This window comes from Fluviibacter sp. (assembly GCF_057744235.1).
This window is the reverse complement of record NZ_JBIJFP010000003.1, coordinates 87,007-110,903: the sequence shown is the minus strand read 5'-3', so window position 1 is coordinate 110,903 and position 23,897 is coordinate 87,007. Positions and strand designations below refer to the sequence as shown.

Sequence of the window (23,897 nt, the reverse complement as noted above, 5' to 3'; positions counted from 1 at the left end):
AAACGGAATGGAGGAAGCGGTATGAAGGGAATGAGATATCCGGACGAATTTAGGTCCGAGGCAGTCAAGCAAATCACGGAACGCGGTCACTCAGTGGCCGATGTTGCCAAGAACCTGGGTGTTTCTACCAAAAGTCTTTACAAGTGGCGGAAAGAGTTTGCGGCACTCAATGAGCCGAAGTTAAGTTCCGATGTAATTGCTTTGAAACAAGAGGTTACCAGACTAAATGCAGCCTTGCGGCGCGCTACTGAAGAGCGAGATATATTAAAAAAGGCCGCCGTGTACTTTGCCAGTCAGCCAGAGTGAAGTACACGTTCATAGAACAGCATCAGACGCAATTTAAGATCAGCAGCATGTGCCGTGTCTTAAAAGTGCATCGTAGCGGGTATTACGCCTGGAAAGCTGCACCGCTATCCAATCGGGCACTTGAAGACGAACGTATCTTGATTGAGATCCAGCGGTCTTATGAAGATAGCTATGGCATCTACGGTAGCCCACGCATCCATCGCGATTTGCGTGAAGCTGGACATCATTGTGGTGTTAAACGGGTGGCTCGCTTGATGAGCGAAGCTAAAATCAAGTCAGTACGGGGTTACAAACGACCCCGTCACCTATCCGGGAAGCCCGCAAAAGCAGCGCCCAACCGCCTATCGCAGCAGTTGACGATGGACAAACCAGACGCAGCTTGGGTCACGGATATTACCTATATCCGCACCTATGAGGGCTGGTTGTATCTGGCGATAGTGATTGATCTGTACTCGCGAACGGTCGTCGGTTGGTCAATGAAGCCCACCATGAAGACGGACATTGTTCTGGATGCATTACTTATGGCGGTTTGGCGGCGCAAGCCTAAGCAACCTGTCATCATTCATTCAGACCAAGGCAGCCAGTTCGCAAGCGATGACTTTGCAAGATGGTGCAAAGACAACCGACTCATCCCCAGCATGAGCCGTCGCGGCAACTGCTATGACAATGCCGTTGCTGAATCATTCTTTAGCAGCTTGAAGAAGGAAATCATCAAGAAGAAGATTTACGCAACCAGGGAGGAAGCCCAATCAGAAATCTTTGAGTACATCGAAGTGTTCTACAATCGCAAGCGGCGTCACAGCCACCTGAATCAGCTCAGCCCAATGCAGTTCGAGCAGTTACAATTTGGAAGCTGATATTTGTCTAGTAAAGCGGGTGAAGTCCATAGATCAAAGTCTGAAACTCAACACAGAGGCGGGTTTCAGAAAAATGAATTTCTCAGTATTTAAGATTTAGGTTCTGGCGCCGTAAGGTGTGGAGGTTCGAGTCCTCTCCTGGGCGCCATAAAATTAAAACAATAAAAACAAATACTTAAACAGGTGAGATGCGACGTAATCACCGAGTCGCTTTTGTCAACCTCCCACAATTTATCATTCAACTTTACGCATGATCACCCATTTTCAGGGGGCGAGTGTGGAAAGACTGTGGGAAACTCCCTTGTTCCGCAGAATAAGAAATTTGGGTTTTTAGGCTAAGTGGTTCCAAGCATTCTTCTTAGAAGCGAGAGATCTTTCTCATACTTGGATTTGTCAATTGCGGACTCTGTTTTGGAAAAATGGTCGAGAAGAGCAATAATTGAATTGTGAAACTGCGAATTAGCTTTCACGGCAGGTACGATCTTGCTGAAGAAGCTGTCCAATGACTGATGCTGCCCTTGCTTCTGAGCTTCATAGACGTAATCAACCAAGGTCCTCAGCGCGGTCACTTCTCCCGCGTTTTTAGAAGATTCCGCACGGACACGTTTATCGTCAATAGTGATGGCAAATTTGATGGCATTGTCGAACAGCGCTGCAACTAAACCGTTGATTTCTTCCTCGTCAAAGCGTTCAGACTCCAGGACCAGTAGCCATGCCTTTTCATGAGCCGCCATCATGTATGGGGCTGCTTTTTTTGCGATCTCGTCACTCATTGGCTAAAACTCAAAAGTATTCATGCGGATAAAAATAGGCTGACTCAGAAAACAGTGGGCTTACAGGATTCTGAGTTGGCCACCCTGATCAGGTTTGTGAATGGTGCTTCGGCTCGCACTTGCTAATTGTTTCCGACAAATTCAAGCCACTCAGCCAGGCACCTTCGACCTTGCCACCATTGATCCAGTCGCCACAAATTCCGAGCTTGCTTGAATCATCCCAAAAACAGGCTTCCGTCAGCGGGGTCGGGATGTCTGCATAGCGCCAACGATGAGCGATACATTCTTGTGGGTCTGTGCCGCCTAAATCCTTGAAGGCAGCCAAGAGTTCAGGAATGACAGCCGTAGGAGTTGCCTCGATGTAACGTTCGCTCCACGTGGCAGAGGCTTGCAGAACCCAGGTTTCGTTGTCAGCGTTGCGTCCAGGCTTACTGCTGTCGCGAGCAATCCAGCTAAGTGGGCCTTGATTGATGAATGCTGCGTCAAAACCGATATTCTGGCGTTGCTGATAACGTAGCATCAGCGTCCAGCTACCAACCATTTTGACACTGGCTGTTTGCTCGGCGAACGGGTGATCCAGTGGTGTTAGCAAAGGGGTGGCCTGAGGTGCGGGAATGGCCAGCACCAGTACATCAAACAAGGTACCCATGTCACCCTGCTCGAGCGTTGTCACTAACCACTTGGAGCCAGTCATCCTCACTGAAATAACGGTATGTTGAAGTTCAAGCGTCAAGGATTCAGACAGCCACTTTCCCGGCGAGGTCATTCGAGGAGTGCCAACATATCGAACGAGACCGGCTTCTTGAACATGAGCCGCTGCTTCTCCAATCACCGCGATATCAATTGGCCAAGGGGCTACGGCATCACCTTGGATCCAACGGAAAACCTCCGCCTTAAAACGCGGATCACGCGCAGTAAAATATTGGGCACCATGATCCCATTGAGAATGATCCGCTCGTCGGGTACTCATGCGACCAGAGGGCCCGCGGCTCTTATCAACAATAACGACCGTATGCCCCGCTGACTGCAAAGAACGGGCACAGGATAAGCCAGCGATACCGGCACCAACAACAATGACATTCATTTTGTTCGTTTCTGAAAATTATCTTTGGTGACCAAGTGCCGATAAAATAAAATGCTGGTCGACCGCCATGGATTTTCGACCCTCTGCCCGAGGCGATTAGTTAGGAAGACTGGATGAGGTTGCTGGACTGTTAATAATGGGAATCAGGATTTCATTGCGCCTGAACATCGGCAAAGTCCAGGGCGGGTTGTATCTGGCTAATTCAGGGGTTCCGATCGCATGCACCTTCTGGCTACCGATCCAGTCAACTAGCCGTCGTGTTTCTTGATTGATCCGATGTTCTGTATTTAATCCGGCGTAACGAACGACGGCATAAGTGCTCGTAGGAATCTCTTTGATGTGTATAGCGGAATTGTTGGGTGTAGGCAGGGTTTTCATGGTGTACTGACGAGGCATTGTAAACTCAAATGAAGCTTGCCAGTGTACGGAATCCCTCACTGGAGGCGGCATCAATGTCTCCAGATACGGATATTTCGGCGATGATGCGCGGCTCGTACTGACGTATTTCAAAATCGCCGTCTTGAACGATTACTGCATATTTAGGGGTTTCAGTGGCCATGGTCATTGTTGTTGCATGATGCTCTCCGGCATTCGGTGTGTACAGGGATCTGCGAAAATCTGCACCTATCTTCAATAGGAGTGTCTCGTGAGTTTAACGGTTTTCTGGTTTAGAAATGATTTACGTCTTGCGGATAACCCGGCGTTTGTCAGCGCCTGTGACGCGAGTCAGACATTGTTGCCGATGGTCACTCACGATCCGCAGATTTTCATGCATACCCCATGGGGCTTTGTGCGCGAAGGTCAGCATCGTAGGCGATTTTTTCAGGAATCTATCCTGGATCTCCGCTCACAGTTAGAACAGGCTGGCTCCGGATTGTGGGAGTTTTACGGAAATCCTGCCGATATATTTATGAGCCTCGCATATCAGTACGGTGCTCTGACCATATATACCCAAGAGATCGAGGCTCCAGAAGAGAAAGCGCAGATTCAGATACTCAAAAACCTCGGAATAAAGGTGCATACATTCTGGCAATCCAGCATGCTTGAGCCGAATGATCTCCCCTTTGCGTTGACCTCAATGCCGGATGTCTTTTCCCTGTTCCGGAAAAGCATTGAAGCGGAAAATCTGTATGCAGCAGACCCGCTCTCGATACCCAGAATGATTCCGCCACCACCTGCTGATACACCCTCATCGGCATGTAACCATCAAACCCGGTATGGAAGATCAGGTGATCGTCTTTTCAGCGGCGGTACCACAGCGGGCTTGGCCCACGTCCACAGCTATTTTCTCAGGCGTTTACCTGACACCTATAAACAGACTCGCAATCAGATTATCGGTTTTGATGCATCAAGTAAGTTTTCACCCTGGTTGGCGATGGGTTGTGTGTCGGCCAGACAGATCGCCAGAGACCTCAAAGCCTATGAGTCTCACTATGGTGCCAACGAGGGGACCTATTGGCTTTGGTTTGAGTTGCTTTGGCGGGATTATTTTCAATTTCTGGCGACCAAATATGGCATTTCGCTTTTTAATGCACGGGGTTTGAGTCATGAACCCGTCAATAGAAACTCACCATATGCCCTTGAACAATGGACTACGGGCGAGACCAATGAACCATTCATCAATGCCGGGATGAAAGAACTTTCTGAAACGGGGTTCCTGTCAAACCGTATGCGGCAGATCGTGGCGAGTTACTGGATATACGATATGCACGGAGACTGGCGACAGGGTGCTGCATGGTTCGAGTCGCAACTCATGGACTTTGATGTCTATAGCAACCAGGGAAACTGGCTGTATATCGCCGGTCGTGGCACAGATCCCCGAGGTGGCCGTCATTTCAACGTGGGCAAACAAATGAACGAACATGACCCACTGGGCATGTATCGCAAGAGGTGGCTAGGTTGACCAATACAAGCTATCAAAAAATCGCTGATAACATATAGCGTTAGATGCGTGATCGCATGATGACACGTCTAAGTTGGCCGAGTAGGGCGCTGACACTGAAGCAGAAACCGAAGAACATGCACATGGCCAGCAGGTAAACCGGGATCATGTAGCGGTTATCTGTTGCATTGATCACACTATTGCTGCGCCCAACAAGCTCATCCACGCCAACCAGCGACGACACGCTTGAAGCAAGCGTGGTGACCAGAAATGCACCCATCCAGTTAGGGATAAAAAGCATGGCTGCATGATGATCTCCCTTTTTCCAGTTCTCGATGGATGCAAAAAGATTCCATGCGGTAAAACCGAGAGGTGAGCTGGCGAGTGCCAGGCTGGCCTTCAAGGACGGAGACAAGGGAATAACAAAGCCATCCATCAGCGTCCAATGATTCGGTAGGAGTGTCGCAAGGTAGAACAGAATGACCAGTGTGGGCACATTACGAAAAAATGACGTTGTGGCATCTACGGAAAGCTGAACACTACGTTTCGGGGAGAATCTCAACAGCGCTAATAGCGCCCCGAGAACACTGCCAATCGCCATGGCGAGGAGTGCGATATGGATGTTTTTGAGGAAGCCGCCCAGCAGATAGGGAAGCCAGGTTAGCAGGGTGTTCAAGGTCTCCATTAGCGGCCTCCCTGGCTCAGAAGTATGACTCTACGTTCCACCCAGAAAACGACCGATAACCACATCGCGGAGAGGAGATAAAAAACGATGAGCAGTAGATTCATCATCACGTCGGCGTTGCCCTGGTCTGCAATGATGGCAATTGTTGCCGTCAGCAACTCAGGGACTGCTATTGCAGAGGCGATGGTTGTTGCTTTCGTCAGATTGTTCACGGCTGTCCGCAGACCAATCGCCGAGTGTTCTATAAGACTGGGCAAGTTTGCTAGGGTCAGTCGGAAGTCCGGCGCAGATTTCTGCTTAAGCCTGGCCGATTCCAGGAAGGTAAAGACGATCATCCCGCCGTGATAGAAACTGAGCGCCCACACAGCCACCAGAAAGGGTGAAAGTGTGATGTCAAAAGCGTTATGCAACAGACCTCCTAGGCCAAAAAAGACCAGATACATCTGAAGCAAGGGGGGCGTCATACGCGCAAAATTGGCAATGAGCTTAACGATCCCGTTTGTGAGTCGCGAACCCGTTATGATTCTTTGAGCTCCCCAGTAGCCTAGCAGCAGAGCACCCAGAATGGAGAATGCCGACAACGCCAAAGTCCAAAGTGCACCAAAAACGTACCGCTGCGCGTCAAAAGGGTCATAAATGATGGAGAGTGGTAAACCCAGCGTCTCCTTAATCCAAAGACCAAATCCGGTGATGCCCGAGACCTGTTCGGAGGTAACGAATGCCTTATTGCGACACTCAACCGGCCATTCTCCGGACGAGTTTCGTTGACATACGTAGTGTCCGGCAGCATCTTTCTGGTTCCAAAGCAGATGTGCCTGTTGCAAAAAAGGGGTCGGTTGCAATCCCCAGGTGGATTCAAGTTTGATCAGCGTTTGATCCCGATGCCACTGGCCAACCAGATTTCCCAGGCGTTGATCTAGTTCAGTGCCCTTTTCGGATCGATTGAGGTAAATGGCCCATGGCGCGTTCATGCTGGGCGGCAGCGTTAAGACATAATCGGACCATTCGGGTTGTTTGATCAGGTATTGAAGTGCCGAGTTGGTATAGAGAAAACCGCTGCACCGCTGGTCGCGAAGCGCCATCTCTGCATCACGTACGTTGCGGTACATCTGCAATTCAATGATGTGACGCTGCGAAATCGGTTTATTGAAATAGGCCCCTTGAAGCGCGCAAAGTGTTTGCCCACGGATATCGGACCATTCTCTCGCTCTTGTGTTTTTGGGCAGAAGAACATTAACGCTTTCGGCATAATAGTTGGGTTCAATGGCCGTTGCGATACTCCGGCGCTCTTTGGTATCCGCCGCTGTTGCCAGAAGAATGTCGATGTTCCCTTGTTCCAGACGTTGAAAGCGGTTTTCAGCTGATACACCCTTAGTCACGAGCCGAACATTAAGTGCATCGGCAATTTTTTTGGCTAATTCGATCTCCATGCCAATGGGTTTGCCTGAGGTATCGACAGAGCCAAAGGGTGCCAGATCGGATTTAACACCGATCGTAACTTCGCCACGGGCGCGGATGTTTTCCAGGGTCGGGCTTGGTAAAAATGCGGACGATCCGGCCTGAGCAAAACCACAAGCCAACAACGTGACTGCAAAATGGAGAATGTTAAGGATTGCGCGCGGTCGTAAGAATTTAGACATGATTCGTCGACCCTGTGAACGAAGATGATTGAAGCGTACTTTTCAGGTGGGCGCGAACAAGCAGTGCTGCCAGAGGTGAGGTCGCTTTGTGCATATCGGTTACGCTCGCCCCCGGCGGAATATAGATACGATCTGAAATGGCAATCCGTTCTCCCGTATCAAAACCATCATCAACGCGATGAAGCGTCATCACGCAATCACGGGCGCCGTCTTCAATCAGCTGCTTGAATGGATTGCCACCAGCATAACGCGATGGCCACACATCATCATCACTCGGGTGCAGGTTGTAAAAGCCGGCATAGGGGTACGAGAACAACCGTTGGTCAATCCGCTGACCGAACGTTGCCATAATGCAGTATTCGGGGTGCCAAACCTGCTCAAAAAGGTCGTAAAACTCAGGTGATTTAACGCGGCCGGTAAAAACGGGCACGTCATGCTGATAGGCTAGGTCAGCCACCATCTGGGCTTCTGCAGGTGTATGTGGGTATTGCCAAACCCGTTTGTCACGACTGATAAAACTGGATCCAGTGTTGTCGGTAGCGACGCCAACCAATTCCAGTTGGTCATGCAATGGACCATAAAGAATTTCATTTAATACATGAAACCCACGGTAATAGCTTCCAAACAGAGCGACTTTTATTTTCTTATGAGCGTTTGTCACCAGACTTCTCTGCAAAATTGGGGAGTTTTTTTACTCGTTTATCAATCTTCTTTATAATTATACGGGGCAAAAGCAAAGGTGTGCGGATGAAAAAGAAAGACATATTGCAACCGGATCACATGGGGCATCTCAAAGAGATTGCCAAGGATGAGTTGCGGGCGATTCGAATCATGTTGCTTAATCAGTGGCAGTGGCTTTTGCTATCCCTCGTCGGCTTGCTAGCGCTACTCTATTTCTTTAGTCCTTTACCACCTTCTAAGATCACCATTGCCAGTGGGCAGCCTAACTCATCGCTGGAGATCTGGGCAAAGCGTTATCAGAAATATTTCAGTGATAACGGTGTTCAACTCGAATTGGCAACAACAAATGGTGCCGCTCAGAACATCGAACTCCTTGAAAGCAAAAAGGTGCACGTGGCCCTTTCGCAGGGGGGTATGACTGTCAAGCGTGAAGGTATTTATTCGCTTGGGAGCATCGGCTATATGCCGCTCTGGCTCTTTTACCGTAATGGGAACTTTGATGATCCGAACGAATTTCTAGCTAAGAAAAAAATCTCCATTAATGTTCCGGGCAGTGGGACTCATACGCTCGTTGAAACTATTTTAAGACAGCACGAACTCAATCTTCCACAACAGGCCAACTTTATAGAAATCCCTTCGGTTGCAAGCGTTAAGAAATTGCTGGCTGGTCAAATTGATGCGGTCGCTCTGGTTGCCGGGATGGAATCGGGCAACGTACTGAATATTCTGCAAGACCCTGAAATCAAGATTTATGATTTCGGTATGGCAAAAGCTTACGCGAAGCATCTCGACTACATCGATGTGGTGACCGTGCCACGGGGTGCGCTCGATATGAAGCCTGTCACCCCCGCTCAAAATGTCGAAATGCCTGCCACAACGACCGTCTTGCTTGTTGATGACGACATTCACCCGGCAATTGAATATCTGTTCCTCAAAGCATCAAAAGATCTGAACAAGGAATACAAACCTTTTTTTAATCGCCCTGGTGGATTTCCTGTCTACATGGACCCGACAGTTCCTGAAAGTGATATTGCCGAACGTTTCTACGAGCATGGGCTTCTGCCATTAGATCGCTTCGTTCCTTTCTGGCTGGCGAGTTTTCTAGATCGTGCCTGGTTTTACCTCGTAGCGGGGTTGGCAATAATTTATCCCTTACTTCGCATTTCTCCCCAGTATCGGCTGGTCGATTTCAAACTCTCCCTCGATCGTGCTTATAGCGTTCTTAAAGGAATCGAAAAAGAAGTTGCTAAGTCAGAAACAGTGGTCGAGCTTCATGCCCAAGAGCACGAGCTTGACCAGTTGATTCTCGCGTCGCAGAAACTCTGGGTGCCCAATGGCTGTAAAGAAGCGTACTTCCAGCTTATGCAGAATATCGGCATCGTGGAAGACGAAATTCACAAGAAGCTGAAAGAAAAGACCCCCTAGGCTTTGGGCAGCGGTTCCGATTGCAATTACAGCAAAACGGCTACAGATTCGATCAGGCCAATTTCTAACAGTGCATCGATCAGTGCCTGAATCTGTGTTTTGTCTACAATAGAAACGATGAGCTTGGCACCCTGGGTGGCCATGTCGGAGTGAACAATCTGTGCCCCAAACCGATCGAGAACAGCGACAACAGCGGCGATTTCAGAGCCGCGCTTCAGCGTAATACGAAGATCCCCTTTGGCGGGCGCTGTGAGTGTCGTCTCTGTTTGACTGAACAGCCCCATCTTGTATGCGCCATAGCCAATCCCTTGTCCAAGTATCACAAGGAAGGCAACTGCTAAAGGTGTTGATATACCAAAAGTCCGCAGCTTGGCTAAAATGCGCTGGCGTAAACTCAGGCGTCTTCCTGGTTGAATATGACCGAGTAGTCTTTGTAAAGCCTGATCTGGATTTCGGTGTGCGCCAGTTTCTCGGATGATCTTCCCCAGCCGTTCGGTAAATACTAGTGCTTTACGTGCCTCGGGATTCTGCACAACATAAGTTTGCACAAATAACATGTCAGCATCTTGTAGTCGACGAGTGACATAGAAAGGCAATAACGCTTCAAAGCGCGCTTTGTCTTGGGGTGTCGTTAATTCAGGTGACACAGGCAGTTCCTTCCCCGAAAGCATTTTTTACGCAATCAGCAATTTTTGCGCGCGCATTGAACAAACGACTTTTTATCGTCCCAACGGGGCAGGACAGACGTTCCGCAACGAGGTCCATGGGTAGTTCTTCAAACCAGGTCCAGAAAAAAGCCTCACGATGCGTGATGGGGAGACTGTCGATACATTCTCGCAGAATCTCATCCATTTCCTGGGACTCCAGGCGTGAGACCACGTCCCAGTCTGGATCAGGGAGATTATCGAATAGCGCTTCGTCGATCTCGATGGTAGCGCGGGCCATACCCGTGTTCTGTTTGCGGATCCAGGTGCCACAGACATTTTTGGCAATACCGAATAGCCAAGTTTTGAACTCGGATTTGCCGTCGTACTGAGCCGTTTTCTGAAAAGCGATCATAAAGGTATCGTTAAGAATCTCTTCGGCAGCGCTATCGTCTCTTACCCGCAGACGGATAAAGGCAAACAGGGCTGACTGATAATGACGAAAAATAACTTCTACCGCTTTATTGTCACCAAGGGCAATTTGGTTCAGCAGTTTTGTCACATCTTCTGGCGGCAGGTTTTTCATGCAGAACTGGCTTGTTGGTGAATCGGCCAGAATTTAGCACAAAAGCTCAGTTAGCCCTTTATATCTTTTTTAAAAAGACTGAAAAATCACGGATCAAAATTTGGTAGGCCTTAAGACACCCACATCGCTGACAAACGTCACAAGGGTGTAGTGCGAGTAATAAGTATCGATTAGTAAATCGAGAATCCGGCGGGCAATCGAGTCATCGCACAGAACTTCAATACGGATATTGGCATTTTCAGGCCATGAAGCATCACGTACACCGTGAGCCCCTTTGCCACGAGCGTCACTTACGGTGTAACCGCTGGCACCAAGTTTCGATACAGCCTGAGTTAGCTCATTTTCAAGCGTGCTTTCACAAATTAACGTTATCAGTTTGCGAACCACAAGACGAGATGTCATCCTGCTACTCCAAGTAGCCATTGGCTTGCCGCATAGTAGAGCGGTATACCGATAGTGATGTTGAACGGAAAGGTGATGCCAAGACTGGCACCAATCGAAAGGGAAGGATTCGCCTCAGGCACGGCCATGCGTACGGCGGCTGGCGCTGCAATGTAAGAAGCGCTGGCAAAAAGTGTTGCAAGTAACGTTGCACCACCCACACTCAAATTGAGAGCCATAGACGTGATAAGACCCAGGGATGCTGCCACTAGTGGCATGACAACGCCGAAGCCGACAAGAAAAATACCGGAGCGCTTTAGATCGGTCATGCGTCCTGCTGTCACTAGACCCATTTCCAGCAGGAAAATCGCCAATAAACCTTTGAAAAGACCGAAGAAAAGTGGGGAAATCGAAGTGGTGCCCTCTTCACCGGACAGATAGCCAATCACCAATCCACCGACCAGTAAGACAATGCTCTTACCTGTTACGATTTCGTGTATCAAAGGCTGCCATCGGGTTTTGGTGGAACCAATGCGCGCAAGCGCAACGCCGATAAGTAGCCCCGGGATCTCGAGAATCACTAGAAACACCGGCATGTATCCTTCGAATGCTACTGCCTGACGAATCAAAAAACTTGAAGCCACCGCAAAGGTTACAACACTGACAGATCCATAATGAGCGGCGAGGGCACCTGCATTGGCTCGGTCGTAACGACCTACGTAACGAGTAACCAGAAAAGCAATGATTGGCACCAGCGATGCTGCGCTTACGACCAAGGCTATTGGACCAATAAGTTCCCCAGGCTGCTGCTTGGAGAGCGCCACACCTCCTTTGAGCCCGATCGCCAGAAGTAGAAAAATACTCAGGCTATCGTACAGTACACCCGGTATTTTCAGGTCTGAGCGGATTAATCCTGCTCCTAAGCCAAGGATGAAGAAAAGTATTACAGGGTCAGACATAGTGCCAAGCCAAAAAACAACGTCAATAATTTACTAAAATAGTGGGATTTGTAAAAGATATGTCCCCAACGCTACCGCACACTTTTTATAAATTGACCGCCAACAATGCGGTGACGATAGCAATAAAGAGGCTTCAACGGATTGGATGATTAAGACTTTTCATCATGGGCTAGGGTTGTTGCCATTCTTTACAATAAGACTTCGGTAAGCATGCCAAGTGGCATGGCCAGCAATGGGTGCCGTGTAGATTAAGCCGAGAAATCCAGTCAAGAAACCAATCGAGATAAGAATAACCAGAAGCGCTGCCCAGATCAGCATGGCCATCGGATTTTTAGCAACAACTGCAAGGCTTAGTAACACGGAAGTGACGGCATCTCTTCTTTGATCATACATTAGAGGAACAGCAATGACGCTAATCGCGAAAATGAATCCGGCGAATAACAAACCAACACCAAAATAGACCACAATGAAATCCAGATTATCAAGTGTGAGAGCGGCATTTGCGAACTCACCCATACTGGGAAGACTTGTATTGTAGAACACAGCAAATATCACAGCCGAGGCTCGAGCCCAAACCAGAGCAACAATAAGACTCACCAATCCAAATAATGCAAGATTGTTCATGTTGCCACGCCAAACGGTCAGAGAAGCTTTGAGGCTGGGGGGTTTACCTTCTTCTATCTGGTCTGATAAGTTATACAAACCAATAGCCAAAATTGGTCCGAGTAACATGAATGCGCTTGTGGCCGCTAAAGTCAGCCCGAACGATGCACCGTTGAAGAATGCGATCGTCCATCCCATCAAAGAAAAACAAACCCCATAAAAAAGACTGGAAAACTGTGACCTCAACAGGTCTTGGAATCCATACTTGAGCCAGTGAAAAGGCGTTGCCCAGCCGATTTTTCGAATGCTTGGCCATTGAGAACGTTCCTCTGGATGGGGAACTTGGTCGCGCGGGGCTATTGGATTCGCATTACTCATGGCGTACTCCCACTAAAAACACCGTCATAGCATAGGCCTTGTTCTTCAATTTGTCTAGGACAAATTGACAATCGATCTATTTATGCCTACCTTATAAAAGAATGGAGGCAAATCAATCATGCAAAACTTGGGAACACGTTTACCTGGACCACGTCCAGAACCACCAGGCCGAGAAACTCGTATCCTCAGATCGCTTCCATGGTGGTGGCTTTGGGGCTCGCTTTTCCTTGTCGAACCCTCAATTTTTTCAAGACTTTTTCAATGGAACCCACGTCTCATAGACATTGAACTCACCCACATCAGCATTGATATTGCCGTAATTGCAATCTTGGTATTTTACTGGACGGCCTTGTTTACTGTTGCAATTGTGGCTGTCATTGTCAAAGTTATGAAAGGCCATGGTTACGTTGCAGATCAATATCCGCTTCAGGATTCGGAGCGCCCCTATCTTTGAAGCAATTTCAAAGTAAGGTGTCAGAGGGTTTCAGTAGTTCAGGCGATGTACGTCATAAAGATCAATAGGTGGTGTGAATAATCGAAAACGCAGGCGTTCTCTCGAGTCCTACTAATCTATGGGGCTTGTAAGACCCTCTATCGCTTGCTGAATCGATGCTTGATCTACAGGAAAGAAACCCGAAATTTTGAAGTTGTTAAGCGATGAATAACTGCTAAAAGCCATGGTCCACGATCCAAATCGGCGCTCGTCTGTGGCTGTACGAGAAATCAGCATAATCTCCGTGTGTCGCTCGTCTTTGAGCAGAGATTGCCAGAGCGCATCCAGAGACGCACTTGGGCCTTCAATCCATTGCGTAAAATACTCCCCGTCAAAAATGAGATGCCCTGTAATATCGAGTTGGGCATTTTTGACGCGCGCTTGCGAAAGCAGATTAAAAAGGCTCAGGCTTCCAATGCTGCCCGCACCTTTGGAGCGGTAAACCAGTCTCTCTAACATAATATTAAGTCAATTTATTGTTCTGTAAAGAATATTGAAGAATAGTTGGTTTGTCCATCCAAAAATTGAACATTTTGATAAAAACACCCAAAAATATCTTTTTTGAGCAATAGGGTGTGTTTCAAATGAAAGTGAGAAGGCAGTCACTTATCTGATACTGAAGAGGCTTAGGGGAACTTGCAGTATCATCAAAATTTTTAAAGTGGTAGGGTGAGTTCATGCGTAAAGTAAAAGCCTTTGGCGCACAAAGCGCTTCCAGCCCTCTGGCATTCATGGAGATTGAGCGCCGCGCACTGTCTGCCGATGACGTTCAGATTGATATTCTTTTCTGTGGTGTCTGCCACTCCGACCTGCATACTGCCCGTAACGAATGGAAGAACACCATCTACCCATCGGTGCCGGGCCACGAAATTGTTGGCCGTGTCACGGCGATTGGTGCGAATGTCACCAAATTCAAAGTCGGTGATCTGGCGGGTGTCGGGTGTATGGTCGATAGCTGTGGTCGTTGTGTTTCCTGCACAGAGGGTGAAGAACAATATTGTGAATCCGGTTTCACGGGCACCTATAACGGCCCCGTCTTCGGTGGCGAGAACACGTTTGGCGGCTATTCGCAGCAAATTGTGGTCAAAGAGTCCTTTGCCCTCCAAGTCACCCATGACGAAAAGGACCTCGCTGCCGTCGCGCCTTTGCTCTGCGCAGGTATTACGACATACTCACCGCTTAAGCATTGGGGGGCCGGTCCCGGCAAAAAAATTGGGATCGTTGGTCTGGGTGGGTTAGGGCACATGGGTGTTAAGATCGCCCATGCTATGGGGGCTCACGTAGTGCTATTTACTACATCCGCCAGCAAAGTCGAAGATGCGAAACGCTTGGGGGCCAGTGAAGTTTGTATCTCTAAGGATCCGGTGCAGATGGCCAAGTATGCCGGTCAATTGGATTTTATACTCAACACCGTTGCCGCCCCGCATGAGCTGGATCCCTATATGCAGCTCCTGAAAAAAGACGCCACCATGACATTGGTTGGCGCACCCGATCGACCCCATCCCGGTTTTCAAGTATTTAGCCTGATCTTCAAGCGCCGTCATCTTGCCGGCTCACTGATTGGCGGCATTGCAGAAACGCAGGAGATGCTTGATTTCTGTGCAAAGCACGGCATCGTCTCGGATATTGAAACAATTCCGATGGACTATATCAATAAAGCATATGAACGTATGCTGAGAAGCGATGTCAAATACCGCTTTGTCGTGGATATGCAGTCTTTAGGATGACATCTCGTTGACGTTCACATTGACATAAAAACATAGGCACCCTCAGGTGCCTATGTTTTTGTTGGAACTCACAACAAGAAGACTTAATTCGAACTCTTGCCGGCTTGGTAGCCTTCGTTGTATTCACGTTGCTTGGACTTCTCGTACTGGTCATACACGTAACCACCAGCGGCACCGACAACCGCACCACCCAGGGCACCCCAGATCGGATTGGCGCCGGCAATGGCGACGATGCCAGCTCCGGCGGCTGCGCCAATAGCACCACCTGATAGCGTGCGTTGTTGTGTGTCACTCATACCTGAGCAACCAGTCAGAGCCAGTGCGGCAACAGGCACCATTAACAGGGATTTCTTAATCATATTGAATGTTCCAATCTAAATGCTTACTTGCCAGCCTTGCCACAGGGGAAGCGACCACCCAGAAAGCGCAGGATAGTGTCGGCTGCCGGTGCCTTGGCATATTTCGGGTTGGCTTTAGCCCAATTGACGTATTCCTGGATGACCTCTTTACGCGGGGGAGCTGGCTGGTTTACGCAGATGAACTTGGGTGATTTTCTGTGCTGGCTGTAAACCAGATAGGTGTCGTACACAGCTTGGCCGTAGATTTCACAAGTGACAAAGGTGCCGTCTGTGCCCGAACAATAGCTGACCAGCTCTTCGGTGCTCATCGCTTTATTGGCGTGTGCGCTGGCAGTAAAGCCCAGCGTCAGTGCTGCAGCAGTAGCGGTGAGAAGTGTTTTTTTCATGGGATATTCCTTATCTGAAAGATTATTCTGTATACATAGGGAGATTAGCGACGTCCGCCGCCGCCAAAGTGACCGCCACCACCGCCGCCACCGCCGAAGTGAGATCCACCTCCGCTACCACCACCGCCGAAGTGAGATCCGCTGCCACCAAAATTGGCATGGTGTGTGTCACCGAATCCGCCTGGGTCTCGGCTGCCGCCCGTGCGGTCGCCACCCGAGCGATCACCCCCGCTAAATCCACCACGGTCACCACCAGTGCGCTCTCCACCTCGATCAGCGCCTGAGCGATCACCGCCACTCAGGCCGCCGCGATCCAGATTCTGCCGTAGCTGGTCTCGTTCAGCGTCGCGGCTGCCTGCGCCGCCACCCGACCCACCCATACGATTGCCGCCACCACTCATGTTATTTGCACGGCGTTGGGAATCGGCTTGCCAATTACTCGTGCCACTGCGGTTACCGCCGGACCAGTTGTTATTGGTGTTGCGGTTAAAGTTGTTAAAGTTGTTGTTGTTGACGGTGAGAGAGTTCCCGCCCCCCCAACCACCACCACCCCAGTGGCAGCCACCCCAGAGAGCCGCGCCAACTGCCATGCCGACACCAAAGGAAAGCAGGGCGGTGCCAGCGACATAACCAGGCGGGTAGTAGGCATAGGGTGGGTAGGCAGGGTAAGGCCATCCACCGTAAACAACGCTCGGGTTATACGAAGGAACGTATACCACCTGCGGGTTAGCCGGTTGAATCACAATGGTTTCATTGCTGCCGCTGCCCTGAGTGCTGACAGTCTGCTGGCTGTTTGACTGGAGTGCACCCGAGGCCTTGGCCTTGGCCCGCAGCGCCTGAATGGCGTTCATGACATCGGATTGCTGGGCCAGAACGGCATTACCAAGCTCCTGCGTCCAGCTCAGCTGTGATCCCATCATGCCAAGTACTGGCGGGAAGGATACGAGCGACTTGACGCTGGCATCCCAGTTCTGCTGTTGCAGCGCCTGGTTGAGCGCATCACCTTTAAGGCGACTGTTGGCTTTCTGCCAGTTATACGCTTCAGCCACTTCCAGCGGGTAGGTGGATGCCATCAGTACCTGAGCAACAAGCGGATCCGGGTAAAGCGCAATCGGTGCGACCAGAGCAGCCAGTTGAGCCTGGCTCATCTGCGAGTTGCCGGATTGTTGCGTATCTTGTGCGTAAGCAAGTGGGGCTGTTGCCGGCATTGCCAGAGCGACCGACATCAGTCCTACCAGCAGGCGCGAAGGCATGGAGAATTTTATGTGTTGAGACATATGTTCATCACCTGATCTCTGTTAAGTTGAGTAATTCTATCTGAATAAATCTGATGGATTCTATGGGTTGGACGTGTTTTCAATCACTTGCTGATAGCAGGAAATAAAGGCAGCGTTGTTGGCGATATTCTCGCGGCATTTCACCGGCACATTCATCGTACGGCTCAGGAGCTTGGTTTGATTGATGTTGAGGCTTTCATAGGCTTTATTGTAGAAAGTGACCCGTTGGTTCAGGTAGTGAGTGTCAAAACCATAAATGTTGTACCGGGAGATTTCATCGGGGCTTAGGCGGTATACCGATTTTGTCTGGTGCGCGAGCATGAGATCCAGGAGGCCGGGCCCGATACCCATGTCCCGGAAATAATGCCTGACCTGGCTGTTGAAGTCGGTCAGCCTGAAAGAATCGTTCAGGTTCTGCCTGGCATCGATTTCGCGAGTGATGCGGCCTTCTGGGTTGGTTTGTGTGAGTCGGCCGGCATGCACCCCAAGGGCACCGGGGATGCCGGCACGAACTACGCCACCGGCCAGAATGAAGACACAGGCGCTGTCACAGCGGCCTGTTACGAAAATATGTGCATTCGACTGACGTAATCGTCGTCCGATGGCCATGGCAACTTCGCCATCGCCTCCGGCGCTGTTAAGCAGGACGATCAGGCCTGCGGGCAAAGGCTCATCTATAAACGCGCTGACGCTTGACCTTTTGCCTAACTGTTCGGAGAGTTTGCTTTGGGTCTGCGCCGTAATGGGCCCATGTATCCTGATTATCTGGGTGTCAGACGGTGCAGCTTTACAGGGGGTATTTACCAAAAATCCGAGTATGAGCACCAAGATGCCGCAGGATAATTCAAATGAGCTGTGACGTCTCAGCATCTCTGCGCTCATAAAGTAGGTTTCAGCATGCGCTTTGATGTCAGTCTTGTTTTGATTGAATCACGTGAATTGATGGTCTAACCAGTTACAATGTCGAATCTGCATGCGCCATTCTATTCAATCTGCGCTCCAAATTATGGACCTTAGCCGTTTTAGTCTTGAAGAACTCGAAGAATTATTACAAATTCTGCCGGAAGAGATTCGTCGACGTGAATCAGTTGACGATGAAGCCGAGCTGCGTAAACGCCGGGTGTTCCTCGATTTTCAGGAGCTTGCCGCTAAGCAGGGCGTTGATCTGAGTAAGCTCTGATCACTGTTGTCGTTCGAAGCTGCCTGAGGAGGGCGGGTCATGAGCAGTCCGTGGTTCTGGTGCCTTTGGATTATTGCTGGTGGCTGGTGTGTATCCCGTCTTATTGTCTGGTATCCCGAATGGCTGCGCTTTGAAGAAGCTCATTGGCGCAAAGCCGTTCTTCTGGAGCAGGCAGTGGACCCGTCTCTGACTATGCCGACTGCTCTAGCCCCTGAGCCCTTTGTCCGCATTCCCTCGTTGAGTAAAAAATCCCTCGTTGCCGTTACCCTAGTCACAACGATTGCGCTATGGGTGCTTTGGCAATATCCGGAAACTGTCGTCGCTATGCTCTGGATGATCAATGGGTGGACGCTGATCGCACTGGCGCTTATTGATTACCAGACCCGTTTATTACCGGACATGATGACCCTGCCCTTACTCTGGCTCGGCCTGCTGATCCAGCTTTGGCCGGAAACCAGCACGGTAGGGCTGGAAATGGCAGTCATCGGGGCCGTCGCAGGATATCTCCCGCTTTGGCTGCTGGCACATGTCTATCGCCTGATTCGTCAGCGTGAGGGGTTGGGAATGGGTGACCTGAAATTACTGGCGGCGATGGGGGCTTGGTCAGGGCCATGGTTGCTGCCGTATGTCATGCTGGTCGCGGCAATACTGGCCATCACGGGTGTTTTGGTGTGCCGGTTTCTGGCTCGTCGCAAGATCGGTATACAGGAAGAATTCCCTTTTGGGCCAGCCATGATTCTTGCGTACGGAATCATGCTTTTTGCAACGACCAGATGATATAAAATCGTGAATAGATTAATGACCGATCATAAATCGGTTGCCGATTTTCGCCCAATTTATCGAGTGACTAGACCATGATCCTAAGAATCCGGATGCCGAAGTTGCGCCATGCGTTGGCCTGGTGTGTCCTTGTCACCGGTCTGACGGCATGTACTACGTTGCCACGTGAAAGTGCCGTACCGAAGGCGCTGACTTCCGACACGATGATCGAGAACATGCCGGGTGTGCGCTATAAGATCTGGTCTCAGGCCGGCATCGAAGACATGGTTAACGATATGCGAAAAGGCATCACCGATGTCCAATATCAGCGGAATGCCAAAGTCGCCAACTATCTGGCATTGTCGGGTGGGGGCGATAACGGGGCATTTGGTGCAGGTCTGCTAAGTGGTTGGACTAAACGAGGCGATCGACCAGAGTTTTTTCTGGTGTCCGGCGTCAGCACCGGTGCCATGATTGCCCCTTTTGCTTTTCTGGGCTCTGAATACGATTTTGTCCTGAAGCGAACGTTTACTGAAGTTGATCAAAATAATATTTTCATTGAGCGCGGTTTGACCGGCGTGTTGTTCAGTGATGCCTATGCCGATACCTCACCGCTCTATAAGCTAATTTCGGAATATGTTACTCCGGAGCTGCTTCAGAAGATTAGCGATGAATACACCCTGCGCAACCGCTGGTTAATTATTGTGACCACCAATCTGGATGCGGGCGTGCCGGTCGTCTGGAACATGGGTCGATTGGCGGGCGTAGGGACGCCGGAATCCTTGCAGCTCTTCCGCAAGATTCTATTGGCTTCCGCCTCGATTCCTGGTGCTTTTCCGCCGGTGATGATCGATGTCATCGCTGACGGGAAGCGTTATCAGGAAATGCATGTCGATGGTGGGGCCAGTGCCGAGCTCTTTCTCTATCCAACAGCCTTGAGTGTGGCTGCTCTGCGCGAGGGCGTGGTTAGCCCCTACAAGGACCGTCAGGCCTATCTCATCCGCAACTCCCGGCTTGATTCCGACTGGCGTCAGATAGAGCGCAATACGCTTAACATTATGGCGCGTGCCGTTGATCAATTGATACAGGTGCAGGGGCTCGACGATATTGACCGAACGTACCTGTTGACCCAGCGTGACGGCGTGGGTTTTAACCTGGCCTATATCGGTCCAGATTTCGATATGCCGCATACCAAGGAATTTGATCCGAAATACATGAATGCGCTTTACGACTATGCGTTCAACCTGGGGCTTGCCGGTTATCCTTGGGCGACGGTACCGCCAGGTTACAGCCATGCTCTGAATGCGGCCGTTCGCGCCCATGTAATCAGGCAGGATGCTGCCCTCAAGAAAGCAGGTTTGCCGATTCCGAAACCTGCCACGCCAGCCAAACAGGGTAATTAAACAGATCGACCCAAGAAAAAGCCCCTGGCTGCATGAAGCAGCACAGGGGCAAACCGGGAAATCGCTGTTGGGAGGTTAGGGTGAGCTCTGATGCAATGCTCGTTGATTTCCCGGGGTAAACCGTGAGTGTCTGTTACTGAACCTGCTGGATGCCCGCCAATACCCAGCCACCCTGGGCGCTGATCGGCTTGGTCAGATGCCAGATTTCGTCAATGGCAGCCGGTGCGGCATTCACTTCTTCACGCAGCATGCCGGTGAAGCGGACGCTGACGACATAACGGCTGGCTTCCTCAGCCACTTCCAGTATCTCGGCGTTCAGCGAGACGATATCGGTTTTCTGAGCTGTGCCTTGGCGTTGGTCCAGGTCCATACGGATCTCGGCGAACATTTCCGGCGAGGTAAATTCGCGAATGTCTGCCAGGTCGCCGGCATCGTGCGCCGCTTGCAGGCGAATGAAACCCACCTTGGCATTGCGGATAAACCCATCGGTGTCAAATTCGGCCGGAATATGGCGGGCGGCGGCATCGCTGCTGCCCATGGCCTCACTCGGGTTCTGGTACATCGACGTCGGCGCGTTATAAGGTGCACCGGCACCGGCCATGGCCGGTTGCTGGCTGGCTGCCCGCTTACGCAGGAAGAAGCCGATAACCGCCATCACGGCAAAAGCAATCAGCGCAATCATCATGATGTTGGCCATTTCTTCGCCAAAACCCAGATAGCTGGCTAGTGCGGCCAAGCCCAAGCCAGCCGCCAGACCGGCCAAGGGGCCCATCCAGGAACGCTTGGGTTGAGCGGCTGGGGTTTGTGCACCCGGCGTTTTGGCCGCGCTTGCCGCGGGCGCCGGCGCAGCTGTCTGGGGTGGGGCTGCTGTTGCGGGTTTGCTGACCGGGGCCATCTGGCGTTGCATACCAACGGATTTGCCGCCGCCGATGCGGGCGGCTTCTGCATTGCCAGCGGCCATGGTCAGGCCGACGGCCACTGCGGCTACGAATAAAGCGAGTCGTTTCATCATGGTCTCCATGGGTGTCATTAGTTATGAGTGTGAGCATAGCGTTAAATTGGCAAGAATTATTAGGGCAACCTTAAGTCAGGTGATGCGTTGTAATGCCGGGCCCTTACATCCGGCCGGCGGCTTCGGATATAATCAGCGGTTTGGCAAGTTTTGCCGTTGTTTTGCCCTCATTCTTTAGGAACGAATTCATGAGCACCACCGAAACCGTGCAGGAAGCCCCGGTCGCCCAGGTTGAAGTCTCGCCGCTAGAGCGTACGATTGATCTGACTGTTGATGCCAAGGAACTGGAAGCCGCGACTGACGCACGTCTGGCGCGTATGGGCAAGACCCTGAAAATCGCCGGTTTTCGCCCGGGTAAGGTCCCGGCCAAGGTGGTCAAGCAGCAATATGGCCTGCAAGCCCGTGATGAAGCGCTGAATGAGATCGTTGGCCGCGCTTTTGGCGAAGCTATTACCCAGCAGAAGCTCAAGGTTGCCGGTTACCCACGCATTGAACCGAAGGGTGATGCCCTGGGGGAAACCTTGACCTTTGCCGCCACTTTCGAACTGTATCCGGAGTTTACGCTGGCCGATGTGACCAGCGCCGACATCGAGCGCCCGGTTCACGAAGTGACTGCCGACGACCTGGAAAAAACCATCGACATCCTGCGTAAGCAGCGTGTCCGTTATGAAGATGCCGCCCGCGCCGCCCAGAAGGAAGACCGTGTTGTGATCGACTTCCTTGGCAAAAAGGACGGCGTGCCGTTCGCCGGTGGCGAAGCCAAAGATTACCCGATGGTCGTGGGCAAGGGGACGCTGCTGCCCGATTTTGAAGCCGCCATTGAAGGTTCCACGGCTGGCACCAGCAAGACCTTTGATCTGACCTTCCCGGCTGATTACGGTAATGCTGACCTGGCTGGCCAGACCGTGCAGTTTGATCTGACCGTCAAGCAGGTGCAGGGTCCGGTGATTCCCGAGCTGGACGAAGAATTCGTTAAGGCCATGGGTATTGAAAGCGGCAAGGCCGATGACCTCAAGGCAGAAATCGAAAAGAACCTAAAGGGTGAAGTGAAGAAGCGTATTCACCAGCGTCTGCGTGAAGCCGTGATGGAAAAGTTGGATGCCCTGAACCCGATCGCCGTGCCGAAGGCGCTGGTCGAGCAGGAAATCTACCGTCTGATGCAGGGTACTCGCGAAGACATGAAGCAACGCGGCATGAAGGGTGATATTCCGCTGCAGCCGGAGTGGTTCCAGGAGCGCGCACTGCCGCGCGTTCGTATGGGCCTGATCCTGGCCGATCTGGTCGAGAAGGAAAATCTGATTGCGACCGAAGCCCAGATGGATGCGCGCATTGCCGAGATCGCCGAAACCTATCAGCATCCGGAAGAAGTGACCCAGTGGTACAAGCAGGATCGCCAGCGCATGAGCGGTATCGAGTCGGACGTTCTGGAACAGAACGTGGTTGACTGGTTCCTGGCCCGCGCCAAAGTGACCGACAAAACCATCGATTTCGATGACATCATGGGTCAGCAAGGCCTCTGATCGGCTTTTAGCAGATTCTTGGCAGTGAAAACCGGCCGGGTTTGTCCCGGCCGGTTGCTTTTTCAGGGTACTACCCCCATCTAAGTCCTTGATTTGAGCTGCGACGTCGCTGTTGTGCCATTTCTCAGTCGTTTTTGTTGGCAAATTCCCCCAAAAATGCGATAAAAACTGCCGCATTTGCGGCATGATTACGTTCAATCGTCTAATTTAGTGATCGTTTTACCCCAGGAGCACACATGTATACCCATAACAGCCTTGTCGAGACCCTAGTACAGTCGCATCCAGACCCGCAAATGGTGGGGTTGGTGCCCATGGTGGTTGAACAAAGCGGCCGTGGCGAACGTGCATTCGATATTTACTCGCGTCTGCTGCGTGAACGCGTCGTCTTCCTGGTCGGGCCCGTCAATGATCTGAGCGCCAACCTGGTGGTAGCCCAGCTGCTGTTCCTTGAGGCTGAAAATCCCGATAAGGATATCCACCTGTACATCAACTCGCCTGGCGGATCGGTGACGGCTGGTCTGTCGATTTACGACACCATGCAGTTCATCAAGCCGGATGTCTCTACCCTGTGTCTGGGGCAGGCTGCTTCCATGGGGGCGTTCCTCCTGACTGCCGGTACCAAGGGCAAACGTTTCTCGCTGCCGAACTCGCGTGTGATGATTCATCAGCCGTTGGGGGGCTTTCAGGGGCAGGCCTCGGATATCGAAATCCACGCTAAGGAAATCCTTTCTCTGCGCGCCAAGCTCAATAACATGCTGGCGGCTCACACGGGGCAGGATGTCGAGCGTATTGAACGGGATACCGACCGCGACAACTTCATGTCGGCCGATGAAGCCGTCACTTACGGTCTGATCGACAAGGTACTGGGTAAGCGCGGCGAAGCGGCCTGAGCAAGGT

26 protein-coding genes and 1 pseudogene are annotated in these 23,897 nt (G+C 51.0%); 10 read left to right on the top strand and 17 right to left on the bottom strand.

What is annotated here, in order from left to right; all coding sequences use genetic code 11:
• Nucleotides 1-21 precede the first annotated feature (21 nt).
• Nucleotides 22-1,163 (top strand): IS3 family transposase gene (locus tag AC3GOJ_RS03290; RefSeq protein WP_488236037.1). Its coding sequence is split into 2 segments (ribosomal slippage): nucleotides 22-265 and nucleotides 265-1,163, totalling 1,143 coding nucleotides; the frame shifts between segments, so codons are not numbered across the junction.
• 335 nt (nucleotides 1,164-1,498) lie between these two features.
• On the opposite strand, the gene AC3GOJ_RS03285 is transcribed toward AC3GOJ_RS03290, so the two are convergent.
• From AC3GOJ_RS03285 to AC3GOJ_RS03275, 3 genes and pseudogenes are all read right to left on the bottom strand, one after another.
• Nucleotides 1,499-1,936: a hypothetical protein gene (locus tag AC3GOJ_RS03285; protein ID WP_488236036.1), complete on the bottom strand. Its 438-nt coding sequence runs from the start codon at nucleotides 1,934-1,936 to the stop codon at nucleotides 1,499-1,501.
• Nucleotides 1,937-2,024: 88 nt separating this feature from the next.
• Entirely contained in the window at nucleotides 2,025-3,020 is a 996-nt protein-coding gene (locus tag AC3GOJ_RS03280; protein WP_488236035.1) for an NAD(P)/FAD-dependent oxidoreductase, read from the bottom strand.
• 96 nt (nucleotides 3,021-3,116) lie between these two features.
• Nucleotides 3,117-3,579: pseudogene (locus AC3GOJ_RS03275) on the bottom strand (SOUL family heme-binding protein).
• Between the two features lie 87 nt (nucleotides 3,580-3,666).
• Between AC3GOJ_RS03275 and AC3GOJ_RS03270 the strand changes: the two are divergent.
• A complete protein-coding gene (locus AC3GOJ_RS03270) occupies nucleotides 3,667-4,923 on the top strand; it encodes a DASH family cryptochrome (protein ID WP_488236034.1) in 1,257 nt (418 codons plus the stop codon).
• A gap of 40 nt (nucleotides 4,924-4,963) precedes the next feature.
• Here AC3GOJ_RS03270 and AC3GOJ_RS03265 read toward each other — a convergent pair whose 3' ends face one another.
• Genes AC3GOJ_RS03265 through AC3GOJ_RS03255 form a run of 3 tightly spaced genes read right to left on the bottom strand, consistent with a single transcriptional unit; the run spans nucleotide 4,964 to nucleotide 7,687 of the window.
• Nucleotides 4,964-5,587, bottom strand: coding sequence for an ABC transporter permease subunit (locus AC3GOJ_RS03265; protein WP_488236033.1), 624 nt, complete (start codon nucleotides 5,585-5,587; stop codon nucleotides 4,964-4,966).
• Complete coding sequence (locus AC3GOJ_RS03260) at nucleotides 5,587-7,227, bottom strand: transporter substrate-binding domain-containing protein (protein ID WP_488236032.1); 1,641 nt, start codon at nucleotides 7,225-7,227, stop codon at nucleotides 5,587-5,589. The genes AC3GOJ_RS03265 and AC3GOJ_RS03260 overlap by 1 nt, the downstream gene beginning before the upstream one ends.
• The gene (locus AC3GOJ_RS03255) at nucleotides 7,220-7,687 is read right to left on the bottom strand and encodes a formyltransferase family protein (RefSeq protein WP_488236031.1); all 468 of its coding nucleotides are present in this window, start codon (nucleotides 7,685-7,687) and stop codon (nucleotides 7,220-7,222) included. The genes AC3GOJ_RS03260 and AC3GOJ_RS03255 overlap by 8 nt, the downstream gene beginning before the upstream one ends.
• Before the next feature lie 110 nt (nucleotides 7,688-7,797).
• On the opposite strand from AC3GOJ_RS03255, the gene AC3GOJ_RS03250 reads away from it, so the two are divergent.
• A complete protein-coding gene (locus AC3GOJ_RS03250) occupies nucleotides 7,798-9,333 on the top strand; it encodes a TAXI family TRAP transporter solute-binding subunit (protein WP_488236030.1) in 1,536 nt (511 codons plus the stop codon).
• Nucleotides 9,334-9,359: 26 nt separating this feature from the next.
• Here the strand turns inward: AC3GOJ_RS03250 and AC3GOJ_RS03245 are convergent, their stop codons facing one another.
• The 5 genes from AC3GOJ_RS03245 to AC3GOJ_RS03225 form a co-directional block, all read right to left on the bottom strand.
• Nucleotides 9,360-9,980, bottom strand: coding sequence for a hypothetical protein (locus AC3GOJ_RS03245; RefSeq protein ID WP_488236029.1), 621 nt, complete (start codon nucleotides 9,978-9,980; stop codon nucleotides 9,360-9,362).
• A complete protein-coding gene (locus AC3GOJ_RS03240) occupies nucleotides 9,970-10,563 on the bottom strand; it encodes an RNA polymerase sigma factor (protein WP_488236028.1) in 594 nt (197 codons plus the stop codon). Before AC3GOJ_RS03240 ends, AC3GOJ_RS03245 begins: the two co-directional genes overlap by 11 nt.
• Nucleotides 10,564-10,656: 93 nt before the next feature.
• Complete coding sequence (locus AC3GOJ_RS03235) at nucleotides 10,657-10,965, bottom strand: P-II family nitrogen regulator (RefSeq protein ID WP_488236027.1); 309 nt, start codon at nucleotides 10,963-10,965, stop codon at nucleotides 10,657-10,659.
• Nucleotides 10,962-11,903: a sodium-dependent bicarbonate transport family permease gene (locus AC3GOJ_RS03230; RefSeq protein ID WP_488236026.1), complete on the bottom strand. Its 942-nt coding sequence runs from the start codon at nucleotides 11,901-11,903 to the stop codon at nucleotides 10,962-10,964. Before AC3GOJ_RS03230 ends, AC3GOJ_RS03235 begins: the two co-directional genes overlap by 4 nt.
• 162 nt (nucleotides 11,904-12,065) lie before the next feature.
• On the bottom strand, nucleotides 12,066-12,884 hold the full coding sequence (locus AC3GOJ_RS03225; RefSeq protein WP_488236025.1) for a DUF2189 domain-containing protein: 819 nt from the start codon (nucleotides 12,882-12,884) through the stop codon (nucleotides 12,066-12,068).
• Between the two features lie 118 nt (nucleotides 12,885-13,002).
• On the opposite strand from AC3GOJ_RS03225, the gene AC3GOJ_RS03220 reads away from it, so the two are divergent.
• The gene (locus tag AC3GOJ_RS03220) at nucleotides 13,003-13,338 is read left to right on the top strand and encodes a hypothetical protein (RefSeq protein ID WP_488236024.1); all 336 of its coding nucleotides are present in this window, start codon (nucleotides 13,003-13,005) and stop codon (nucleotides 13,336-13,338) included.
• Nucleotides 13,339-13,449: 111 nt separating this feature from the next.
• On the opposite strand, the gene AC3GOJ_RS03215 is transcribed toward AC3GOJ_RS03220, so the two are convergent.
• Complete coding sequence (locus AC3GOJ_RS03215; RefSeq protein WP_488236023.1) at nucleotides 13,450-13,836, bottom strand: BLUF domain-containing protein; 387 nt, start codon at nucleotides 13,834-13,836, stop codon at nucleotides 13,450-13,452.
• 218 nt (nucleotides 13,837-14,054) lie between these two features.
• On the opposite strand from AC3GOJ_RS03215, the gene AC3GOJ_RS03210 reads away from it, so the two are divergent.
• Nucleotides 14,055-15,104 (top strand): NAD(P)-dependent alcohol dehydrogenase, encoded by a 1,050-nt coding sequence (locus tag AC3GOJ_RS03210; RefSeq protein WP_488236022.1) that lies wholly within the window; start codon nucleotides 14,055-14,057, stop codon nucleotides 15,102-15,104.
• Nucleotides 15,105-15,187: 83 nt separating this feature from the next.
• Here the strand turns inward: AC3GOJ_RS03210 and AC3GOJ_RS03205 are convergent, their stop codons facing one another.
• The 4 genes from AC3GOJ_RS03205 to AC3GOJ_RS03190 are packed head-to-tail and all read right to left on the bottom strand — an operon-like array spanning nucleotide 15,188 to nucleotide 17,792.
• On the bottom strand, nucleotides 15,188-15,463 hold the full coding sequence (locus AC3GOJ_RS03205; protein ID WP_488236021.1) for a YMGG-like glycine zipper-containing protein: 276 nt from the start codon (nucleotides 15,461-15,463) through the stop codon (nucleotides 15,188-15,190).
• Nucleotides 15,464-15,486: 23 nt separating this feature from the next.
• Nucleotides 15,487-15,849 (bottom strand): Rap1a/Tai family immunity protein, encoded by a 363-nt coding sequence (locus AC3GOJ_RS03200; RefSeq protein WP_488236020.1) that lies wholly within the window; start codon nucleotides 15,847-15,849, stop codon nucleotides 15,487-15,489.
• A 44-nt stretch (nucleotides 15,850-15,893) separates the two neighbouring features.
• Entirely contained in the window at nucleotides 15,894-17,126 is a 1,233-nt protein-coding gene (locus AC3GOJ_RS03195; protein ID WP_488236019.1) for a DUF3300 domain-containing protein, read from the bottom strand.
• A 60-nt stretch (nucleotides 17,127-17,186) separates the two neighbouring features.
• Nucleotides 17,187-17,792, bottom strand: coding sequence for a COG3904 family protein (locus AC3GOJ_RS03190; RefSeq protein ID WP_488236018.1), 606 nt, complete (start codon nucleotides 17,790-17,792; stop codon nucleotides 17,187-17,189).
• Between the two features lie 307 nt (nucleotides 17,793-18,099).
• Between AC3GOJ_RS03190 and AC3GOJ_RS03185 the strand changes: the two genes are divergently transcribed.
• The 3 genes from AC3GOJ_RS03185 to AC3GOJ_RS03175 all read left to right on the top strand — a co-directional run bounded on the left by AC3GOJ_RS03185 (nucleotide 18,100) and on the right by AC3GOJ_RS03175 (nucleotide 20,468).
• Nucleotides 18,100-18,306, top strand: a complete 207-nt coding sequence (locus tag AC3GOJ_RS03185; RefSeq protein ID WP_488236017.1) for a hypothetical protein — start codon at nucleotides 18,100-18,102, stop codon at nucleotides 18,304-18,306.
• A gap of 39 nt (nucleotides 18,307-18,345) precedes the next feature.
• Nucleotides 18,346-19,083: a prepilin peptidase gene (locus AC3GOJ_RS03180; protein WP_488236016.1), complete on the top strand. Its 738-nt coding sequence runs from the start codon at nucleotides 18,346-18,348 to the stop codon at nucleotides 19,081-19,083.
• A gap of 95 nt (nucleotides 19,084-19,178) precedes the next feature.
• Nucleotides 19,179-20,468: a patatin-like phospholipase family protein gene (locus AC3GOJ_RS03175; RefSeq protein ID WP_488236015.1), complete on the top strand. Its 1,290-nt coding sequence runs from the start codon at nucleotides 19,179-19,181 to the stop codon at nucleotides 20,466-20,468.
• A gap of 133 nt (nucleotides 20,469-20,601) precedes the next feature.
• Here the strand turns inward: AC3GOJ_RS03175 and AC3GOJ_RS03170 are convergent, their stop codons facing one another.
• Nucleotides 20,602-21,477: a Tim44 domain-containing protein gene (locus AC3GOJ_RS03170; RefSeq protein WP_488236014.1), complete on the bottom strand. Its 876-nt coding sequence runs from the start codon at nucleotides 21,475-21,477 to the stop codon at nucleotides 20,602-20,604.
• Nucleotides 21,478-21,668: 191 nt separating this feature from the next.
• Between AC3GOJ_RS03170 and tig the strand changes: the two genes are divergently transcribed.
• Together tig and clpP are read left to right on the top strand one after the other, a co-directional pair.
• Nucleotides 21,669-23,000, top strand: coding sequence for a trigger factor (gene tig, locus AC3GOJ_RS03165; RefSeq protein WP_488236013.1), 1,332 nt, complete (start codon nucleotides 21,669-21,671; stop codon nucleotides 22,998-23,000).
• Between the two features lie 236 nt (nucleotides 23,001-23,236).
• Nucleotides 23,237-23,890 (top strand): ATP-dependent Clp endopeptidase proteolytic subunit ClpP, encoded by a 654-nt coding sequence (clpP, locus tag AC3GOJ_RS03160; RefSeq protein ID WP_488236012.1) that lies wholly within the window; start codon nucleotides 23,237-23,239, stop codon nucleotides 23,888-23,890.
• The last annotated feature ends 7 nt before the right edge of the window (nucleotides 23,891-23,897 follow it).

Excerpts from the sequence above, each read along its gene's own strand:
- clpP (WP_488236012.1), top strand. The coding sequence starts at position 23,237 with ATGTATACCCATAACAGCCTTGTCGAGACCCTAGTACAGTCGCATCCA.
- AC3GOJ_RS03250 (WP_488236030.1), top strand. The coding sequence starts at position 7,798 with ATGGACCATAAAGAATTTCATTTAATACATGAAACCCACGGTAATAGC.
- AC3GOJ_RS03260 (WP_488236032.1), bottom strand. The coding sequence starts at position 7,227 with ATGTCTAAATTCTTACGACCGCGCGCAATCCTTAACATTCTCCATTTT.
- AC3GOJ_RS03240 (WP_488236028.1), bottom strand. The coding sequence starts at position 10,563 with ATGAAAAACCTGCCGCCAGAAGATGTGACAAAACTGCTGAACCAAATT.
- AC3GOJ_RS03200 (WP_488236020.1), bottom strand. The coding sequence starts at position 15,849 with ATGAAAAAAACACTTCTCACCGCTACTGCTGCAGCACTGACGCTGGGC.
- tig (WP_488236013.1), top strand. The coding sequence starts at position 21,669 with ATGAGCACCACCGAAACCGTGCAGGAAGCCCCGGTCGCCCAGGTTGAA.
- AC3GOJ_RS03235 (WP_488236027.1), bottom strand. The coding sequence starts at position 10,965 with ATGACATCTCGTCTTGTGGTTCGCAAACTGATAACGTTAATTTGTGAA.
- AC3GOJ_RS03210 (WP_488236022.1), top strand. The coding sequence starts at position 14,055 with ATGCGTAAAGTAAAAGCCTTTGGCGCACAAAGCGCTTCCAGCCCTCTG.
- AC3GOJ_RS03205 (WP_488236021.1), bottom strand. The coding sequence starts at position 15,463 with ATGATTAAGAAATCCCTGTTAATGGTGCCTGTTGCCGCACTGGCTCTG.
- AC3GOJ_RS03170 (WP_488236014.1), bottom strand. The coding sequence starts at position 21,477 with ATGAAACGACTCGCTTTATTCGTAGCCGCAGTGGCCGTCGGCCTGACC.
- AC3GOJ_RS03225 (WP_488236025.1), bottom strand. The coding sequence starts at position 12,884 with ATGAGTAATGCGAATCCAATAGCCCCGCGCGACCAAGTTCCCCATCCA.
- AC3GOJ_RS03220 (WP_488236024.1), top strand. The coding sequence starts at position 13,003 with ATGCAAAACTTGGGAACACGTTTACCTGGACCACGTCCAGAACCACCA.
- AC3GOJ_RS03195 (WP_488236019.1), bottom strand. The coding sequence starts at position 17,126 with ATGTCTCAACACATAAAATTCTCCATGCCTTCGCGCCTGCTGGTAGGA.
- AC3GOJ_RS03255 (WP_488236031.1), bottom strand. The coding sequence starts at position 7,687 with ATGGTGGCTGACCTAGCCTATCAGCATGACGTGCCCGTTTTTACCGGC.
- AC3GOJ_RS03175 (WP_488236015.1), top strand. The coding sequence starts at position 19,179 with ATGCCGAAGTTGCGCCATGCGTTGGCCTGGTGTGTCCTTGTCACCGGT.
- AC3GOJ_RS03280 (WP_488236035.1), bottom strand. The coding sequence starts at position 3,020 with ATGAATGTCATTGTTGTTGGTGCCGGTATCGCTGGCTTATCCTGTGCC.
- AC3GOJ_RS03285 (WP_488236036.1), bottom strand. The coding sequence starts at position 1,936 with ATGAGTGACGAGATCGCAAAAAAAGCAGCCCCATACATGATGGCGGCT.
- AC3GOJ_RS03180 (WP_488236016.1), top strand. The coding sequence starts at position 18,346 with ATGAGCAGTCCGTGGTTCTGGTGCCTTTGGATTATTGCTGGTGGCTGG.
- AC3GOJ_RS03230 (WP_488236026.1), bottom strand. The coding sequence starts at position 11,903 with ATGTCTGACCCTGTAATACTTTTCTTCATCCTTGGCTTAGGAGCAGGA.
- AC3GOJ_RS03215 (WP_488236023.1), bottom strand. The coding sequence starts at position 13,836 with ATGTTAGAGAGACTGGTTTACCGCTCCAAAGGTGCGGGCAGCATTGGA.
- AC3GOJ_RS03185 (WP_488236017.1), top strand. The coding sequence starts at position 18,100 with ATGCGCCATTCTATTCAATCTGCGCTCCAAATTATGGACCTTAGCCGT.
- AC3GOJ_RS03265 (WP_488236033.1), bottom strand. The coding sequence starts at position 5,587 with ATGGAGACCTTGAACACCCTGCTAACCTGGCTTCCCTATCTGCTGGGC.